The following is an 18,198-nucleotide window of genomic DNA, read 5'->3' on the forward strand; positions in this document are numbered from 1 at the left end:
CGAGCGCCGCTGGCGCTTTCGGACATCCACGGTCGCGGAAGGTCGACCGGGCAAAACAAAACGGGAAAGGGCGGAGCAGCGTGACCACGGAGCAGAGGCCGTCCACACGGACGCATTATCGTTTCGTCACCTTGGCATTGATCACCATCCTGCTCGCGCTCAGCAGCGGTGATCGTGCGACGTTGTCGATTGCCGGGCCCAACATGACGAAGGCGCTAGGCATCACGCCGGTCGAGCTCGGCTGGATGTTCTCGGCCTTCGCCTGGGCCTATGTGCTGGCGCATCTCCCGGCGGGGTGGATCGCAGACCGGTTAGGTGCAAAGCAAACCATTTTGGGCGGATTGATTCTGTGGTCGCTCGTCACATTCCTGATGAGCTGCGTCGGCTGGGCCAGCTATCCGTTCCTGGTGATGCTGATCCTGCGCTTCATGCTCGGGGTCTTCGAGTCGCCTGTCGGCCCTGCGGCAGGGCGCATCATCGCTGCTTGGTTTCCCTCCGCGGAGCGGGGTATCGCCGGCGCCATCTTCAACAGCGCTCAATATGTCTCGCTCGTCATCTTCACGCCGCTAATGGGCTTCCTCGATCACCGCTTCGGCTGGGAGCACATCTTCGCCGTAATGGGCGTACTCGGCTTCCTGCTCGCTGCGGTCTGGGCCGTCGCTTACTATCCGCCGACCCGCCATCCGAGGATTGGTGCCGCGGAGCTCGATCATCTGCGTGATGGAGGTGCGCTGGTCGATCTCGGCGGTGCTTCGCCGGCAGCAATCGAGGCGCAAGGGCCGCGCAGGTCCGACCTCGCCGAGCTGTTCAAGAGCCGCATGCTCGTCGGCATTTTCCTTGCGCAATACGGCATCTCGTCCATCACCTGGTTCTTCGTCTCCTGGTTTCCGACCTATCTCGTCAAGGCGCGGGGCCTGTCGGTGCTCGATGCGAGCCTGATCGCGACCGTCCCCGCCATCTGCGGCTTCGTTGGCGGTGTCGCGACCGGCTTCTTCACCGACTGGCTGTTCAAGCGCACCGGTTCGTTCGGCATCGCACGCAAGACCCCGATCACGATCGGCCTTGTCATGACGGTGCTGATCATCGGCTGCAACTACACTGACTCCACCCTGCTGATCACGGTGCTGATGAGTGCAGCCTTCTTCGGCAAGGGCTTTGGCTCGCTCGGCTGGACCGTCGTCGCCGATACGGCGCCGAAGGAAGTGATCGGGCTTACCGGCGGCGTCTTCAACGCGATCGGCAACACCGCCGGAATCGTGACGCCGGTTGCGATCGGCTACATCCTCTCCGCCACCGGATCGTTCAACGGCGCGCTGCTCTATGTCGGTCTGCACGGGCTGCTGGCCGTGCTCTGCTACTGGGTCATCGTCGGGCCGATCGAGCGCCTCGTCATCCGCGAAGGCGGCGGGCTGATCCGCGCCGCGCCAGTTGCGGCCGAATGACCTCATCATTTCGAAATCAACTTCACGGGAGAAAGCCATGAACGTCCACACACCGGCCAATGCACGCATTATCGCCAATCCGCTCGCAGCAGGCCTTGCCGCCGGCGAAGCGACCACCGACCGCATTGCCTGGGTGCGAACCTCGCTCGTCTTCCTGCCGCTGGCGCAGGCCATCAGCGACGCCAAGGTTCTCACCGGTCGGCAGAAGCCGCTCACCGAGATCGGCTTCCTGTTTGCGGAGATCGAGACCGAGAACGGCCATAGCGGCATCGGATACAGCTATTCGAAACGCGCCGGCGGTCCGGGTCAGTTCGCGCACGCCAAGGAGATCGCCGGCGAGCTGATCGGCGAGGATCCGAGCGATATCGCGCGTCTCTGGGACAAGCTAGTCTGGGCCGGCGCCTCGGTCGGCCGCAGCGGAATGTCGACGCAGGCGATCGCCGCATTCGACATCGCGCTGTGGGACCTCAAGGCAAAGCGCGCAAAGCTGCCGCTCGCCAAGCTGCTAGGCGCCCATCGCGACTCCGTGCGCTGCTACAACACCTCGGGCGGATACCTCTCGATGCCGATCGAGGAGGTGAAGGAGCGTATCACCATGGCGCTCGAAAAGGGCATCGGTGCCATCAAGCTGAAGGTTGGACAGCCCGATCCGATGGTCGATCTCAAGCGCATCGAGGCGGTCCGCAATCACATCGGCGACATTCCCCTGGCGATCGACGCGAACCAGCAATGGGACCGCACCACGGCCTTGCGCTTCGGCCGTATTGCGGAGCAGTTCAACTTGACCTGGATCGAGGAGCCGCTCGACGCCTATGACTACGAAGGCCACGCCGCACTTGCGGCTGAGCTTGCGACGCCCATCGCCACCGGCGAGATGCTGACCAGCGTCGACGAGCATTACGAGTTGATCCGCAACAACTCGGTCGATTTCATCCAGCCGGATGCACCGCGGGTCGGTGGTATCACGCCGTTCCTCAAGATCATGGCGCTCGCCGATCATAGGAAGCTTCAGCTCGCTCCGCATTATTGCATGGAGATCCATCTGCACCTGACGGCAGCCTATGCGCGTGAGCCTTGGGTCGAGCACTTCGAATGGTCTGAGGCGATGTTCAACGAGAAGCTCGAGGTCGTGAACGGCCGCATGATCGTGCCGAACAGGCCAGGTCTCGGCTTCAGCCTGTCGGAGCAGGCGCGTGCCTGGGCTCGTGAGGTCCACGAGGTCGGCAAGCGCCCCTGACAGAAGACATGATCGTTGGCCTTGCGATCGGAGCGCATCGGTCCCGCTCCGATCGCGGGCGGCCTCACAACACCAGCGAGATTGCCATGTACGAACCAAAGACGAAGCTTAGTCCCCTCGATCCTGCCGTCGTTCGCCGGCTGAAGGATGTCTCCAGCGGTTCCCTGACTACCGAGCTGTTCAAGAAAGGGCTGCGCCAATGTTTCCTGGTCGGGCTCCTCCCGATGAACAAGGACGCGGTTCGCTTTGCCGGCGAAGCCTTCACCATGCGCATGATCCCGGCGCGCGAGGATCTCGACACGATCGAGACCCTCACGCCGCATCCGAACCCCGACAATCTGCAATGGGAGGCCGTTGAGAACATCCCGCCCGGCCATGTGCTGGTGATCGACAGTCGCAACGATCCGCGCGCCGCCTCAGCGGGCGCCATGCTGCCGACGCGCATGAAGGTGCGTGGTGCAGCCGCGATCGTGACCGACGGGGCGTTTCGTGATGGCCACGAGCTGGCCCGGCTCGATTTCCCCGCCTATGCGCGGCAGGTCACGGCATCGACACGACTGTCCTATCATCGGGTTGCCGACCTCAATATCCCCATCGCTTGCGCCGATGTGGCTGTCTATCCGGGCGACGTCATCGTTGGCGATGGCGATGGCATCACCGTCGTGCCGCGGCATCTCGCCGCCGAAATGGCCGACCTCTGCGAGAGGCGGGACGAGCTCGAAAAGTACCTGTCGTATCGCATTGGAGCCGGCGAGCCGCTCTACGGCGTCTATCCGCCGACACCAGCCGTGCGCGCCGATTTCAAGGCGTGGAAGAAGGCCGGAGCGGATCCGGCAAAGGCAATGACGATCCGGGCGGGAGCATGAGATGAGCAAGATATCGCCCGCAGCCATGGAAGCGGCGATCCGTCGCTATTTCGACGCCTGCAACGCCGCCGACTACGATGCCCTGATGGCCTGCTTCACGGCAGATGCGGTCCACTATTTTCCGCCCGGCCTGCCGGACATTCCATGGCGCAGCGCCGACATCATCGCGCGCAAGTGGATCTGGTGCGTCGAAAATCTCGGCTCGAAGTGGACGATCGAGAAGATCCTATGCTCCTCGACGGCGCCGGAGGCCGTGATTGAATGGACCCACTGGAAGCGGGCGCAGAACAGGGCGCTCCGCGGCGACGAATGGTATGTGTTCGATGAGGCGACCGGACGCATCAGGGAGATCAGGGCCTATTACGCGGCGCCCGCCGATCCCATGGCCCGGATCTGCGAGCTCGTCGACTTCGACTATCGCGGACGCGGGTATCACCTCTCTCACGAGTAGCGCCGGGCAGGCAGGTCTGAAAGCGGCCGGCGTCTGCTAGCCGCGCCCGGTGCGGGGCTTCAGCCATGCCATGATTACGGCGCACGGTGTGCGGCGGCTGCGCGGCAGCTTGTGTCGCTCGATGGCGTCTGCCGCAAAGGCGAGCGCCTGTTGTGCGGACTGTCGCTGCGTTGGGGCAAGCGCCATCCACTCGCGGATGACTGCGCGTCGTATCCTCGACTTCGTCACGTGATTGGTCTCCGGGAAGCGGCTAATCCGGCGGCTGTGCGATCGGCGCGCTTACGCCGCCTTCTGCAGTGGATAGGCTTGCGAACGTCGCGCCAGCAGCGCGCTGCCGCAGGGATGTTCGGCGCCTTGCAGGACGACGAAGCCGTGCTTCGTCACCGCGGCGCGAAGAGTCTCCTTCGCAGCCGGCTTCTGTGCATCGAGCCAGATCACCAGCACGGCGCGGAGGCTGAGGAAATCATCAAGCCATTCCATCGTCGCGTCGAGCGCGCCCAGCGTGCGCCGCCGCCAATCCACCAGCGCGACCTCGTATTGCCCAGCGGGACGGCCGCAATTGCCGGCCGCAGCGGCCAGCAGATATCCGCGCCGCTGCAACTCCATCATCAAGTCCATGCTCTTCGCGCCGACCACGACGATGCGTTGCCGCGTCGAGCAGCCTGCGAGCGCCATCATCGGATCGATGATCCTGTCGCTGATGTGAGGGATAGACATAGTTTCACCGGTTCGGTTGTTGTTGCCTGGCAGGACGCTGAATCCGACGGAGACAAGGAGTGGCGACGCGTGCATGCCGCCACTCCGATCGCCTGTCCTGCGATGTGTCACGCAGCTTTGCGTGACCGGGCCGATATGAACCGGTTGCGATATGATTTCGAGATTGGCACAGCCCCGATTGTATATGAACGGCATAGGACCAGCTTCGACCACTATGCCGCCGCTACAAACGGGCGACGCGATTCCCATCGAATTCAAATGCTGCTGGCGTCATCTTTCGGACCAGTGAGTGTCACTATGCCTTGGAGACCAGGATGACGGCTTATCGTGCATTTCTCGTGGGACGGCATGACCGCCCGATCAAGGTAGTGCAGTTCGATTGCAGCGACGATGAATCGGCGATCTCGTGCGCCGAGAGGCTGGTCGAGGGCCACGATGTGGAGCTTTGGCAGCTCGATCGGCCCGTCGCGAGGTTCGATGCGCGGTCCGGTCAGATGCGCAGAAAATGATCTTCTAGCCCGCGTCGCGGTCGGATGACGCCAGCGGACGGCTTCGCTTGAATGCCGCCTTGGTGCGCTCGCGCAGGCGCTGGAAGATCACGTAGAGCATCGGCACCAGGAAGATTCCGATCGAACTTGCAGCGAGCATGCCGGCGAATACCGCCGTGCCCACCGCTCGACGGCTGAGTGCGGCGGCGCCGGTCGCGATCACGAGCGGCAAGAGGCCGAGGATGAAGGCGACCGACGTCATCATGACCGCGCGGAAGCGCATATGGGCGCCCTGGACCGCGGCCTCATTGAGCGCCACGCCCGCCTCGCGCTGCTCCTTCGCGAACTCGACGATCAAAATGCCATTCTTGGCGGCGAGGGCGATCAGTACCACCAGTCCGATCTGGCCATAGAGATCGAGATTGAGGCCAGCGATCTTGATGCCGAGATAGGATCCGAGCACGCCGACGACGACCGACAGCAGCACCGGGATCGGGATCACCATGCTCTCATAAAGTGCGACCAGGAACAGGTAAGCGAACAACACGGCCAGCGCGAGCACGATGCCGGTCTGACCGGCGGCGCTCTGTTCCTGATAGGCGGTGCCGGTCCAGGCGAAGCTGTAACCCGTGGGCAGCACGGTATCGGAGATCTGCGCCATTGCGGCCAGCGCGGTGCCGGAGGAGATTCCGGGCGCAGGGCTGCCGTTCACCGTCACCGAGCGATAATTGTTAAAGCGGGTGATGACCTGCGGTCCGGTCACGATCTTGATGGCGGCCAGTGACCGTATCGGCACCATCTCGCCGGTGCTGTTGCGCACATAGATCCGCCAGATATCCGATACGTCGGCGCGATCGAATGCCTCGCCCTGGACGTTGACCTGCCAGGTGCGCCCGAACAGGTTGAAGTTGTTGACGTAGATGCCGCCGAGCGTCGCTTGCAAAGCGGTGAAGATGTCGTTGACCGCGACGCCCAGCGCCTGGGCCTTGCGGCGGTCGATGTCGAGATAGAGCGACGGGTTGGTCGCGGTAAAGGTCGAGAACACGCGCGCAAGCCGCGGATCGGCATTGGCGGCGCTGATCAGCGCGTTGGTGACGCTCGAAATCGCGGCCGGACTCTGTCCCTCCAAAGCCTGAAGCTGATATTCGAATCCGCCGCCGGTGGAGAGGCCGATGATCGGCGGCAGGTTGAACGGCAGCACGTTGGCCTGCCGGACCTGCGCGCCGGCCGCGAAGGTCTTGGCGATCAGCGCTTGTGCCGAATCCGCGGCCGCTGTCCGGTCGGAAAATGGCTTCAGCCGCGCCACCACCAGCGCACTGTTCGGCTCGGAGGCGCCGTCGAGCAGGGAAAAGCCGATGATCGCCAGCACGTGATCGACGGCCGGCATCCGTTTCAGGGTATCCTCGATCTGCCGCGCGACCTCGCTGGTCCGCGCCACCGACGCGCCGTCGGGCAGCTGCACCGAGGTGAAGAAGGCGCCCTGGTCCTCCTCTGGCAGAAACCCCGTCGGAGTGATCCGCGACATTCCGAAAATGCCGGCGGCAAAGACAGCCACCAGCAGGAGCGACAGGGCAGCCCCGCGCACGAGGTAGCCGACGCCGCCGCTGTAGCGATCGCGCACCCAGTCAATGCCGGCGAGCACGCTGCCCATAATGCCGCGCCGCGGTCCGCCGTGGCGCAGCAACAGCGCGCACAGCGCCGGCGACAGCGTCAGGGCGTTCAACGCCGAGATCATCATGGCTGCGCTGATCGTCACGGCGAACTGGCGAAACAGCGTGCCGGAGATGCCGGGGATGAACGCGACCGGCACGAACACCGAGAGCAGCACCAGCGTGATCGCGATGATCGGCGCGGTGATCTGGGTCATGGCCTTTTTGGCCGCCTCGGCCGGAGGCAGGTAGGGCTCCTCCTCCATGACGCGCTCGACATTCTCCACCACGACGATGGCGTCGTCCACGACGATGCCGATGGCGAGCACCATCGCGAGCAGCGATACCGTATTGGCCGAATAGCCGAATACGAGCAGGACAGCGAAGGTGCCGATCAGGCTCACCGGCACGGCGACCGCCGGAATCACCGTGGCGCGGAGATTGCCGAGGAACAGATAGACCACGAGCACCACCAGGACGAAAGCCTCGCCCAGCGTCCGCAGCACCTCCGCGATCGTGTCGCGCACGAAGCTCGTGGAATCGTATTGCACGAGATAGCTCAACCCTGGCGGAAATCGCCCGGACAGCCGTTGCATCGTGTCCGCGACCGCCCGCGCGGTCGTCACCGCGTTGGCGCCCGGCGCGAGATAGATCGCAATCGGAACGGCGGCCCGTCCGTCGATCCGCGCTTCGCTGTCGAGATTTTGCGCGCCCATCTCGACGCGGGCGACGTCCTTCACCAGCAGCGAGGAGCCATCCGGATTGGCCCGCAGCACGATGTTGGCAAATTGATCGACGCTGGCGAGCCGGCCTAAGGTCTGCACGTTGAACTGGAACTGCTGATCGTCGCTGATCGGCCGCGCGCCGATGCGGCCGACGGCAGCCTGGACGCTTTGGGTGCGGATCGCGGCGATCACGTCGGATGGGGTGAGGTTGAGGCTGGTGAGCCGCTGCGAATCGAACCAGATCCGCATCGAATAGTTCATCTTCGCGAATAGATTCGCCTGGCCCACGCCCGGTGTGCTCGCGATCGCATCTAGCACGTTGATGATGGCGTAGTTGGTGATGAAGAGCGGGTCCTGCCGACCATCGGCGCTGTAGAGAACCAGGAATTGCAGGATCGACGAGGATCGCTTCTGCACCGTCACGCCCTGCTGTTGCACCTCCGTCGGCAACTGGGACAGGGCGCTCTGCACGCGGTTGTTGACGTTGACGGTGTTGATGTCGGCATTGGTGCCGAGCGCGAACGAAACCGTCAGCGTGTAGCTGCCGTCGTTGCCGCTGGTTGATTTCATGTAGAGCGCGCGGTCGACGCCGATCACCTGCGCCTCGAGCGGCTGGGCGACGCTGCTCTCCACGACTTCGGCGGAGGCGCCTGGGAAGGTCGCGGCTACGGTGACCTGCGGTGGCACGATGTCCGGAAATTGCGCCACCGGAATCTGCATGAGTGCGAGCGCGCCGGCGATGGTGATGATGAAAGCGATCACCATCGAAAGCCGCGGACGGTCGACGAACACGCCCGATATCATGGGCTGCCGTCCGCCGGGCGCGTCGGAACTGGGCGATTGGCTGGCGGCGCCGTGTCGCTCGCCGCGCCCTTCATGCTCGACAGAATGAGTGCGCTTGCCGGATCCGGAGCGACGGTCTGGCCGGCGCGAACCCGCTGCAGCCCTTCGGCGATCACCTTGTCGCCGGCCGAAAGGCCGCTGATGACCGAGGCGATTGTAGTCGTCGATTGCCCGAGCTGAATGCGCCGCTGCTCGGCCTTGTTGTCCGTGCCGACCACGAGAACGTAATCGCCCCGCTGGTCGGACAATACCGCCGAGCGCGGGATCGCCAGCACCTCGACCGGCTGTACGCCTTCGAGTACGACCGTGACGAACTCGCCGTCGGTCAGCTCGTGGACGGTGACGCCTGCCGCAGACGGCGCGCGCAGGATCGGGTTATTGATCTCGCCCCGCACCGTGATCGTGTCGGTGTTCTGCGCGATGGTGTTGTCGACGAAATTCAGCTTGCCGGACTGGCCATACATGCGACCGTCGGGCAGCCGTAATCTGATCATCACCGCTTCAAGGCCGCCTTGCGGGCCGTATCGTTCGCGCAGCTCGAGCGCCTGGCGGAGCGGCACCGGAAATGTGACGTACATCGGATCCTGGCTGACGATCGTGGTCAGAACGCCGGAGGAGGGGCCGACGATGTTGCCTTCCGTCACCGCCGTGCGCCCGATCTTGCCGTCGATCGGCGCGCTGATCACGGTGTAGTCGAGGTTGATTTGCGAGGCCTGGACCTGGGCCTGCGCGGCCTGCACCTGAGCCTCGAGGCTGCGCTGGTTCGCGAGCGCGGCGTCGTAGGTCGACTGCTGCCCGGCCGGTCCTCCGAGCAGGGTGCGTGCGCGCTCCGTCGTCAGCCTGGCGTTCTCAAGTGTTGCCTCGAGCTGCGCCACCTGCGCCTGCTTGGCTGCCAGATCGGCTTCGAATGGACCGCGCTCCAGGCGATAGAGCTGGTCGCCCTTTTTGATCTCGGCCCCCTCGTTGAACAACCGCTGTTCCAGAAATGCGGTGACGCGGGCAGCAACGTTGACCCGATTGATCGCCTCGATCCGGCCAAGAAATTCGCTGGCCTCGGTGATCGGCCGCCGCGCCGCCTCGACGACGCCGACCGCAGGCGCCGACGGTGCGGGCTGCGTCCGCGCGCCCACGCCGGTCAACACCGTGATGAGGCTTGCCGCCAGCAGTCTAGTCGGAACGTCGGCAAGGTTCATTGTCCGCTCCTTGCTCCGGGCTCAGAACCGCCGCCGGCGTCAATGCTATGGCGTGCCTAGCGCCAACGCCATCCGCAATGACGGCGGCCGCGATGCCACCAGCACACCCAACGGCGGCGCCGGCGCGGCGGCGCCGGACGCGGCGGCGGGGCGCCCCAGCCCGGGCTGCCCCACCCGGGACCGGGCGACGGTCCCCATTGCGCCGGCATCACCGGGGCCGCTGACTCGCCGGCCCGCCCAAGATCGGGATCGACGGGCATCGCCTCAGCGACGCCAATGAGGCGAACTCCTGCGGCGCCGATCGCGGCGGTGGCAATGGCACTCGTTGCAAGGCCGAGGAAGGCACGGCGGCTGGGAGCATGCATTGCGATTGTCTCCTTAGGTCATGCGGTCGTTCGCAGCGATTGCAACGCGTAGAGCAACCATGCGAGGCCATGCGAGATCAAATCGACGCCGAGCAGGAAGCCGAGCACCCAGACGCTGATGTCGGGGAAGCCGAACAGGATGAGCACCCCGGCGACGACGGCGAAGATTCCGGAGATCAGCATCATCCAGCCATTCTGCCGCCAGTAGGCGAAACTCAGCACGCAGCGAATGACGCCCGATGCGAACAGCACGGCGCCGAGAAAATAAGTCAGGATCAGCGCGCCTGAGGCCGGCTGGGTGAGCAGGATGAGGCCGAAGGCGAGGTAGAGCGCACCGAGAACGATCCGCCACAGGAAACCGCCCCATCCCTTGGTCCAGAACGCGTGTGCGACCTCGAACCCGCCGGCAGCGATCGCGGTGAGTCCGATGAACTTGACACTGATGATGGTGGCGAAGGCGAGGTCGCCGAGCGCGAAGAGGCCGGCGGCGATCAGGACGACGCCGAGCAGTGCGCAAGCCCACAGCGGCGGACTACCGAAGGCGTCGACGGTTCCGCGGCTGTCATACACGGTCATGCGATCCTCCTGGGCGGCCAAGGCTCGATCACATCGGATCGTAACGTTGAACCCTCGGGTCCGACATCGGACGAAACCCTGAGCCGCAGGGCGGGAATGTTCTCATCTTCGCCCCATGCGCGGGGTCGCGGACGAGAGCGGTCGGATCGTGCGGGACCTCATTGCAGGAACTGCCGGAAGCGACGGAGGGACAGGAAGAACAATGAGCCGCCGATCACCAACAGGGCGGCAAGCTGCGGCCACACGACCGCTAACCCGGCGCCGCGAAACAGGACGGCCTGGGCCAGGATCACGAAATGGGTGTTCGGCGCAGCGAGCATGATGTTCTGAATGATTTCGGGCATGCTCTCTCTCGGTGTCGTGGCGCCCGACAACATTTGAAGAGGCATCAGCACCAGCATCAGGAGCAGACCGAACTGCGGCATCGTGCCAGCGGAGGTCGCGAGAAAGATGCCCATGCTGGTGGTGGCGAAGAGGTAGAGCGCCGTGCCGAACAGGAACAGCGGGACCGAACCGCCGATCCGGACCGCGAGAAGTCCCTGCACGATGAAGATCAGCGATATGCTTGCCGCGACGAGGACGACGAGGCCCATCGACCAGATCTTGCTCGCCATCACCTCGAACGGCGTCACCGGCATGACCAGAAGATGCTCGATCGTGCCGTGCTCGCGCTCTCGGATCAGCGCCGCGCCGGTCAGGATGATCGACAGCATCGTGACCGAGGAGATGATGTTGTTGATGGCTCCGAACCAGCTCTTGTTGAGCTCGGGGTTGAAGCGGGCGCGCCGCGCCAGATCGATCGGCAGCGGGGCGGCCGAGCGATAGCGGGACAGGAACTCGCTGACCTCGTCGCCGACGATCGACTGGATATAGCCGCTCCCCGTGAATGCCTGCGACATCCGGGTCGCATCCACGTTGAGCTGGATGGCGGGCGATCGCCGCGCCAAGAGGTCGCGCTGGAAGTTGGGCGGGATATTGAGCGCGAAAGTGTCGAGGCCGGCATCCATGCGGGACATCATCTCCGATTGCGAGATCAGCCGGGGCACCGTGAAAAAGGGCGGGCTGAACGCCGTGATGATGCGCGTCGCGGCGGGCGACCTGTCCTCGTCGACAATGGCGAGCGCTGCTTGGTTCAGGGTCTCCGGCTGGGCCTTGGACGCGGTATAGATCGAGACCGTGAAGGCATAGACGATCAGCACGAGCATCATGGGATCGCGGAACAGGCCACGAAGCTCCTTGATGCCGAGCTGGACGATATTGCCCGTGCGCATCTAACTCGCCTGCTTCTTGAGGAGCGCGACACCGAGCGCGAGCAGCACGGGGATCGTGACGATCAGGGCCAGGAAAGGTCCGGACAGATCGCCGAAGTCGAGCCCTTTGGAGAAGGTGCCGCGCGTGATGGTGACGAAATGGGCCGTCGGGTAGATCCGTCCGATAACGGCGCCGGCGCCCTGGAGCGAGGAAACCGGATCGACCAGCCCCGAATATTGCGTGGCCGGGATCATGGTGAGCAGTGCGGTCGCGAAGATCGCGGCAATCTGGCTCGTCATGAACGACGAGATCACGAGGCCCATCGCGGTGGTGATGATGACATACAGCAACGCGGCCGATGTGAATGCGATGAAGCTGCCCGTGAAGGGGACCCGGAATGCGAACACGGCAAAAGCGGTCAGCAGGAAGAAGTTCAGCATGGCGAGCGCGACATAGGGGAGCTGCTTGCCGATGAGGAACTCGAGCCGCGTGACCGGCGTGACGTAGAAATTGATGATCGAGCCGAGCTCCTTCTCGCGCACGACGCTCAGCGTCGCCAGGATCGCCGGGATGATCAGGAGCAGGATCGGGATCACGGCCGGCGCCATCGCGACGATGCTTCTGATGTCGGGATTGTAGAGGAACCGAACCTCGAGCTGGTAGTCGCCGGTGGTGGCGGCGTTGCCATAGAGCTGCCGGGCGCGCTGCGTCAACCATGTCGCGTGCATCGCCTGCACGTAGCTGCGCACCGTCTCCGCGCGCGACGGCATCGCGCCGTCGACCCATGCGCCGATCTGAACGTTGCTGCCGCGCGCCACGTCGCGTCCGAAGCCGGGCGGGATTTCGATGGCAAGGCTGAGCTCGCCGCTGCGCATGCGACGATCGAGATCCTCATAGTCGGTGATCGGTGCGAGCTCCGTGAAGTAGCGCGAGCCCGCGATCTGGAGGACGTAGTCGCGGCTGATCGTGGTGTCGTCGCGATCCATGACGGCGAAGGAGAGGTCCTCGACGTCCATGTTGATGCCGTAGCCCATCACGAACATCAGGATGAGACTGCCGAGGATCGCAAGGGTGGCGCGGATCGGATCGCGCTTGAGCTCGAGGGCCTCGCGCTGCGTGTAGGCGAACATGCGGCGCGGGTCGAAGAAGCTCAATGCGCTGTGCATCGCGCCGTGCGTCTTCGCGGCGGCAGCGGTGGTCGCGATGTGCGGCATGGGGGCCGCCTTCGTCGTGTCCGTCGCGGCGATTGCGTCCTTGAGGTAGGCAACGAAAGCCTCTTCGAGGCTGCCGCCGCCGCGCCGTGCCGCGATCTGCTCCGGGGTATCGCTGATCATGACCTTGCCGGCATGCATCAGCGAGATGCGGTCGCAGCGCTCTGCCTCGTTCATGAAGTGGGTGGAGACGAAGATCGTGACGTTGTCCTGTCGCGACAGGTCGGACAGGATTTGCCAGAAACCGTCGCGCGCCACTGGATCGACGCCGGACGTCGGCTCGTCCAGGATCAGGATATCGGGCGCGTGGATCATGGCGACGGCAAGCGACAGGCGCTGGCGGACGCCGAGCGGCAGCGCGTCCGGCAACGCGTCGATGACATTGGCGAGGTCGAAGCGCCCAACCATGTCGCGGACCCGACCGTCGATCGTATCGGGTGCGAGCCGGAACAGGCGTGCGTGCAGCTCCAGGTTCTGGCGGACGGTCAGCTCGGAATAGAGCGAGAACGCCTGCGACATGTAGCCGACGCGGCGCCGGACATCCATGTCACGGGGATCGACCTCGCGTCCGAACAACCGGGCTTCGCCTTCGCTGGCCGGCAGGAGCCCGGTCAGCACCTTCATGGTCGTGGTCTTGCCGCACCCGTTGGAGCCGAGAAAGCCGAAGATCTCGCCGCGAGCGATTCGGAACGTCACGTGATCGACAGCCGTGAAGTCGCCGAATTTGACGGTGAGATCCCTGGCCTCTATCGCGACGTCGCCGCCCTGGTCGCTCCGGCGGGGCGGGATCACCACCTCCTTGTGCGCCCGTCGTTTCTCCTCAGGCAACAGGGCGATGAAAGCGGCATCGAGATTGTCCGTACCGGTCTGCCGCAGCAGCTCGGGCGGCGTGCCGGTGGCGAGCACCCGTCCGTCATCCATCGCAACGAGCCAGTCGAAGCGTGCGGCTTCCTCCATATAGGCGGTGGCGACGATGACGCTCATGCCGGGACGATCCTTGCGGATCGTCTCGATCAGCTCCCAGAACTGGCGGCGCGAGAGCGGATCGACGCCGGTGGTCGGCTCATCGAGGATCAGCAGATCGGGATCGTGGATCAGCGCGCAGCAGAGCCCGAGCTTCTGCTTCATGCCGCCCGACAGCTTGCCCGCGGGCCGGTCTGCGAATGGCGCGAGACCGGTATCCCCGAGGAGCTGTTGAATCCTCTCCTCGCGCTCGCGCCGGTCATGACCGAACAGACGGCCGAAGAAATCGACATTCTCGAACACGGAGAGCGTCGGGTAGAGATTCTTGCCGAGGCCCTGCGGCATGTAGGCGATCTGCGGGCAGGTCCGCCGCCGGTGGGCGGCGTCGGCCATGTCGCCGCCAAGCACGTGAACGTGGCCGTCCTGGATCGCGCGAGCTCCGGCGATCAGCGAGAGCAGGCTGGATTTACCGACGCCGTCAGGTCCGATCAATCCCACCATGCGGCTTGCGGGAATGTCGAGCGTGATGCCATCGAGTGCGCACATCGTGCCGTAGGACAGCCCGACCGCCTCGAGGCGTATCACCGGCGCAGAGGCGGAGGGGGTGGGCCCGTGCGGCGAGTCGCTCATTTGACCAGATTTTCCGTGAGCTGCGCCGGCCACTCGGCGTCGGAATCGAGGCGAACGAAGGCGCGACCGGGTAGCCCGGTCTTGACCTGTTCGATGTTTCTCCGCAGCAGCTCCGGCGAAATATGCGCCCTGACGCGGAACATCAGCTTCTGGCGCTCCTCCTCGGTCTCGACCGTCTTGGGTGTGAATTGAGCAACACTGGCGACGAACGTCGCCTTGGCCGGGATGACCCATTGCGGCGCGGCGTCGAGCACGAGGCGGACCTCCGAGCCGATGGCCACGCGACCGGCCTGCGCCGTCGGCAGGAAGAAGGTCATGTAGACGTCGCCGAGGTCGACGAGGTTGAGCACGCGTCCGCCGGCGCTGAGGACTTCGCCCGGCTGTGCCACGCGGAATTGAACGCGACCATCGCGCGGCGCGCGCAGCGTCGAGTCGTTGAGGTCGGCCTTGATGCTCTCGATCGCGGCCTTCGCTGCCTCGACGGCAGCTTCCGCGTCGACCACCTGTGCCTTGGCCGCGCTGATCGCGGCTTCCGAGCCGGCGAGCTGGGCTTCGGACGCGGCTACGGCTGCGCGCGCGCCGTTGGCGGCCGCCCGGTCGTCGTCGAGCACCTGCTGGGACACGGCGTTGGTGAGGATCAGTTGCTCGGAACGCTGGAGCTTGCGATCGGCCGCATCGTACTGGGCGCTGCGCTGCGCGATCACGGCGGTCGCGGTCTTCTTCTCGGCCTCGCGTTGGGTCACGAGGCTCTTGGCGGTCTCGATACCGATCGTAGCACGCCGCAATTGCGCCTGGGCCTGACGGTACTGCGCCTCGAGCTGCACCGTATCCATCTGCGCCAACGCCTGTCCCGCGGTGACCAGATCGCCTTCTCGCACCAGGATGTCCCGGATTCGCCCCGGCGTCTTGGTGGCGATATCGATCTCGACGGCCTCGATGCGGCCGTTGCCACTGGCGAATCCGCTCGGAAGGCTGTCGCCCCCGAGCCTCTGCCAGGCGAAGTAACCGCCTGCGCCGAGAGCCGCGATGAGGATGGCGATCAGCCAGCGTTTTCGATTGTGTGTCATGGTTTGGGTCGTTTTCATTGAACAGCGCGCTCGCCGCGCGGTCCCAAGGTCAGATGAGTCACGCCGGCGGCGAGATTGAGCCCGATCGACCGCTCGACCGAGATCGGCTGCAGCACGATGCTCCTCCGCGAACCGCCGACCAGGACGTTGGCGCCGAGGCCGGGGCCGAGCGCGACATTGCCGCTCGCGCCGACATAGCTGCCGCGCAACGTACCGGGACCTATTCGCGAGTTCCGGGCGAAGACGGCCCAGGACAGCGTGCCGGCGCTGGTTACGCCGAGATCAAGCCCGACGCGCCTGATCCGTCCCTCGTAGACGTACTGCCGGGGCGGGCGCAGCCCGTTGAACACGCAGCGCATCGCCTGCGTCGACCCAAGCACCAATCCGACGCGTGGCTCCGAGAAGCACAGCAGCCTGCCGATCCTGAATCTCTCGGCACGCGCGGACGAGGTCACAGCGCAGAGAACAGCTATTGCGCCGATGGCTGCAAGATATCGCAATGGTCGCATTCAAGCCTCCTCCTGGTGTTTGGTTTCGGTCGATCGGGCCCGGGGGCGGCGGTCCTGGCGCAGCCAGAACGAGATGGCGAGGCCGATCAGCAGCACGGCGCCGAGCAGGAAGAAGAAGATGGACTGCTTCAGCCAGGAAATCGCCGGAACGGCCGCGCCCATCGCAAGGCCGAGAAAGGCAATCTGCAGCGACAAGAGACTCACGCCCGCGAGGAACGTGCCGAGCGCCAGCAGCGTCAGCAGCACGAGGCCGGTCGCTGGCATCGGAAGCAGCTGCTGAACCCCGGAGACCAGCATGATGTTCATCGTGACCAGGACCGCGATCCAGTGCAGCGCCTGGGTCCAGATCAGACGGATCTTTCCCTCCCGGCCTTCGGTCTCCGGCCATTTGGTGACGACGCAGACCACGCCGATGGCAAGCGCCAGAAATTCCCAATATCCGACCAGCGGCTGGTGCGAGACGTTGGTATAGGCGACGCCTGCGATGGCGAGCAGCAGCGCGACGATATAGGGAAGCTGTTGCCACAGGACGTGAGCCATCGTCGAAGGTGTTACGGGAGGCTCATGGGCGTTGCTTTGATGCGCATCAATCTCACTCATGGCTGCTCACTCACGATTGTTCGCTGCCGGCTCGAGACCGTCGCCGAGATAATCCTCGACGTAGAACCTGATGATTGCGACCCGGCCGATCGCGACGAGCGGCATCGCAAGCGCGATGCCCATGACGCCAAACAGGGCACCGAGCAGGACGATCGCAACCAGCGTCCAGGCCGGTGGTGTCTCGACCGCCTGCCGCTGGATCAGTGGGCCGATGACGTAGCCCTCGATCGACTGGATGATGGTGTAGACGACGACGGCCCAGATCAGCAGCGAGGCGCCGAGCGGCATCGCCACGAGCGCGATCGGAATCGCGGCAACGATCGGCCCGAGATAGGGGATGAAGTTCGACAGGCCCGCCTGCAGCCCAAGCACGAACGGCCCTGGCAGCCCGATCAGATAGAGCGCGAGCCAGACGCACAGCGTCATCAGGATGATGCGGATCAGTTGGCCGACGAACCACAGCCGCATGACGTTGCCCATTTCGTCCAACACCGCGCGCGTGCGGGCGCGGTAGGATTGCCTGACAAGCACGACCAGGCTCTCGCGATAGCTCGTGGGATCGAAGGCAAAGAGGATTCCGAGGAACAGGATCACGAGCACGCTGGTCAGAAGGCTCGAGGCGCCGCCCAGCAGGAATTGCGCGTGGCTGAGAAAGCGGCCCTGATCGGCGAACAGCCATTGTGCGAAGTCGCGCCCCCATTCCGGGCCGAGCAGATCGACGCCATAGGACAACAGGTGTGCCTGCAGGATATCGACTTGGGCATCCATGACCTTGAGCAGAAGGCGCGTCTGCTCCGGCAGCTTGCCCGCGCCCCAAACCAGTCCGAGGCCCGACAGGGCGCCGAGCAGCAGAAGAACGAGTGTCAGGCGCCAGACGCGACCGAGAGGGAGGACCGGCGCCAGAGCCCGCGCGGCGGCGTCCAGCAGGGCCGCGAACAGCACGCCCGCGAACACGATGAGGAGGCTGGACACCGTTTGCCACACCAGGAACAGGGCGACGCCTGCGGCGAGCAGGCTGAGACCGGTCGCGAGCAGGCTCCGCCGTCCGATATCTCCGCCATGGTCGGCGGGGCTCTCGTGCAGAACGACCTCGCGCACTCGCTCCGGTCCCATCCTGGATTCGCTCATCGGCCGGTCCATCGGCGGGAGTGGTCACGTCTCAGGTGCGAACGCGACGGCTGCCATAGTGTGGATGCGTGCCGCCGCGATGACGCCAGTACCGGTGCTTGGCCGGATTCGTGTTGGTGTTGGGCGTGGCCTTGCTTGGCGCGGCTGCGCCGGTCTCTTTCGGCGCCGCCGCGGTGTCCTTCGGCTGGGCCAGGGAGAGGGACGATGGCGTCGCGACTGCCACCAGTCCGCCCAGGATCAGGGTGCGACACACGGTCTGGATATTCATACACGCCTCCATGCGGTCA

The 18,198-nt window shown here is 64.9% G+C and carries 17 protein-coding genes; 5 read left to right on the forward strand and 12 right to left on the reverse strand.

Annotated features, from left to right (window positions below):
• Positions 1–80: 80 nt before the first annotated feature.
• The 4 genes from K289_RS47405 to K289_RS0140995 all read left to right on the forward strand — a co-directional run bounded on the left by K289_RS47405 (position 81) and on the right by K289_RS0140995 (position 3,996).
• Positions 81–1,442, forward strand: a complete 1,362-nt coding sequence (locus K289_RS47405; protein WP_035688201.1) for an MFS transporter — start codon at positions 81–83, stop codon at positions 1,440–1,442.
• A 37-nt stretch (positions 1,443–1,479) separates the two neighbouring features.
• The gene (locus K289_RS0140985; protein ID WP_198024900.1) at positions 1,480–2,679 is read left to right on the forward strand and encodes a mandelate racemase/muconate lactonizing enzyme family protein; all 1,200 of its coding nucleotides are present in this window, start codon (positions 1,480–1,482) and stop codon (positions 2,677–2,679) included.
• A gap of 86 nt (positions 2,680–2,765) precedes the next feature.
• Entirely contained in the window at positions 2,766–3,545 is a 780-nt protein-coding gene (locus tag K289_RS0140990) for a ribonuclease activity regulator RraA (protein WP_027556567.1), read from the forward strand.
• A gap of 1 nt (position 3,546) precedes the next feature.
• On the forward strand, positions 3,547–3,996 hold the full coding sequence (locus K289_RS0140995; protein WP_027556568.1) for a nuclear transport factor 2 family protein: 450 nt from the start codon (positions 3,547–3,549) through the stop codon (positions 3,994–3,996).
• A gap of 279 nt (positions 3,997–4,275) precedes the next feature.
• Here K289_RS0140995 and K289_RS0141000 read toward each other — a convergent pair whose 3' ends face one another.
• Positions 4,276–4,713 carry a hypothetical protein gene (locus K289_RS0141000; RefSeq protein WP_156918477.1) on the reverse strand — a complete coding sequence of 146 codons (438 nt, stop codon included), beginning with the start codon at positions 4,711–4,713 and terminating at the stop codon, positions 4,276–4,278.
• Between the two features lie 314 nt (positions 4,714–5,027).
• On the opposite strand from K289_RS0141000, the gene K289_RS0141005 reads away from it, so the two are divergent.
• The gene (locus K289_RS0141005; RefSeq protein WP_027556570.1) at positions 5,028–5,222 is read left to right on the forward strand and encodes a hypothetical protein; all 195 of its coding nucleotides are present in this window, start codon (positions 5,028–5,030) and stop codon (positions 5,220–5,222) included.
• Between the two features lie 4 nt (positions 5,223–5,226).
• Here K289_RS0141005 and K289_RS0141010 read toward each other — a convergent pair whose 3' ends face one another.
• The 11 genes from K289_RS0141010 to K289_RS0141055 form a co-directional block, all read right to left on the reverse strand.
• Positions 5,227–8,379: an efflux RND transporter permease subunit gene (locus K289_RS0141010; RefSeq protein ID WP_027556571.1), complete on the reverse strand. Its 3,153-nt coding sequence runs from the start codon at positions 8,377–8,379 to the stop codon at positions 5,227–5,229.
• Positions 8,376–9,611 carry an efflux RND transporter periplasmic adaptor subunit gene (locus tag K289_RS0141015; RefSeq protein ID WP_027556572.1) on the reverse strand — a complete coding sequence of 412 codons (1,236 nt, stop codon included), beginning with the start codon at positions 9,609–9,611 and terminating at the stop codon, positions 8,376–8,378. The genes K289_RS0141010 and K289_RS0141015 overlap by 4 nt, the downstream gene beginning before the upstream one ends.
• Positions 9,612–9,667: 56 nt before the next feature.
• Entirely contained in the window at positions 9,668–9,976 is a 309-nt protein-coding gene (locus K289_RS51340; RefSeq protein ID WP_145928128.1) for a twin-arginine translocation signal domain-containing protein, read from the reverse strand.
• Between the two features lie 18 nt (positions 9,977–9,994).
• A complete protein-coding gene (locus K289_RS0141020) occupies positions 9,995–10,552 on the reverse strand; it encodes an HdeD family acid-resistance protein (RefSeq protein ID WP_027556573.1) in 558 nt (185 codons plus the stop codon).
• Positions 10,553–10,710: 158 nt separating this feature from the next.
• Positions 10,711–11,823, reverse strand: coding sequence for an ABC transporter permease (locus K289_RS0141025; protein WP_027556574.1), 1,113 nt, complete (start codon positions 11,821–11,823; stop codon positions 10,711–10,713).
• Positions 11,824–14,607, reverse strand: a complete 2,784-nt coding sequence (gene rbbA, locus K289_RS0141030) for a ribosome-associated ATPase/putative transporter RbbA (RefSeq protein WP_027556575.1) — start codon at positions 14,605–14,607, stop codon at positions 11,824–11,826. It lies immediately after the preceding gene.
• A complete protein-coding gene (locus K289_RS0141035; protein ID WP_027556576.1) occupies positions 14,604–15,674 on the reverse strand; it encodes an HlyD family secretion protein in 1,071 nt (356 codons plus the stop codon). Before K289_RS0141035 ends, rbbA begins: the two co-directional genes overlap by 4 nt.
• A 14-nt stretch (positions 15,675–15,688) precedes the next feature.
• The gene (locus tag K289_RS0141040; protein ID WP_027556577.1) at positions 15,689–16,183 is read right to left on the reverse strand and encodes a DUF992 domain-containing protein; all 495 of its coding nucleotides are present in this window, start codon (positions 16,181–16,183) and stop codon (positions 15,689–15,691) included.
• Positions 16,184–16,783, reverse strand: a complete 600-nt coding sequence (locus K289_RS0141045) for a hypothetical protein (protein WP_027556578.1) — start codon at positions 16,781–16,783, stop codon at positions 16,184–16,186. It abuts the gene before it with no gap.
• 6 nt (positions 16,784–16,789) lie between these two features.
• Positions 16,790–17,911: an AI-2E family transporter gene (locus K289_RS0141050; RefSeq protein ID WP_027556579.1), complete on the reverse strand. Its 1,122-nt coding sequence runs from the start codon at positions 17,909–17,911 to the stop codon at positions 16,790–16,792.
• Positions 17,912–17,942: 31 nt separating this feature from the next.
• Positions 17,943–18,179: a hypothetical protein gene (locus K289_RS0141055; RefSeq protein ID WP_027556580.1), complete on the reverse strand. Its 237-nt coding sequence runs from the start codon at positions 18,177–18,179 to the stop codon at positions 17,943–17,945.
• Positions 18,180–18,198 lie beyond the last annotated feature (19 nt).

Origin of the sequence: Bradyrhizobium sp. Cp5.3, assembly GCF_000426265.1 — a bacterium.
Classification (GTDB): Bacteria; Pseudomonadota; Alphaproteobacteria; order Rhizobiales; family Xanthobacteraceae; genus Bradyrhizobium; species Bradyrhizobium neotropicale.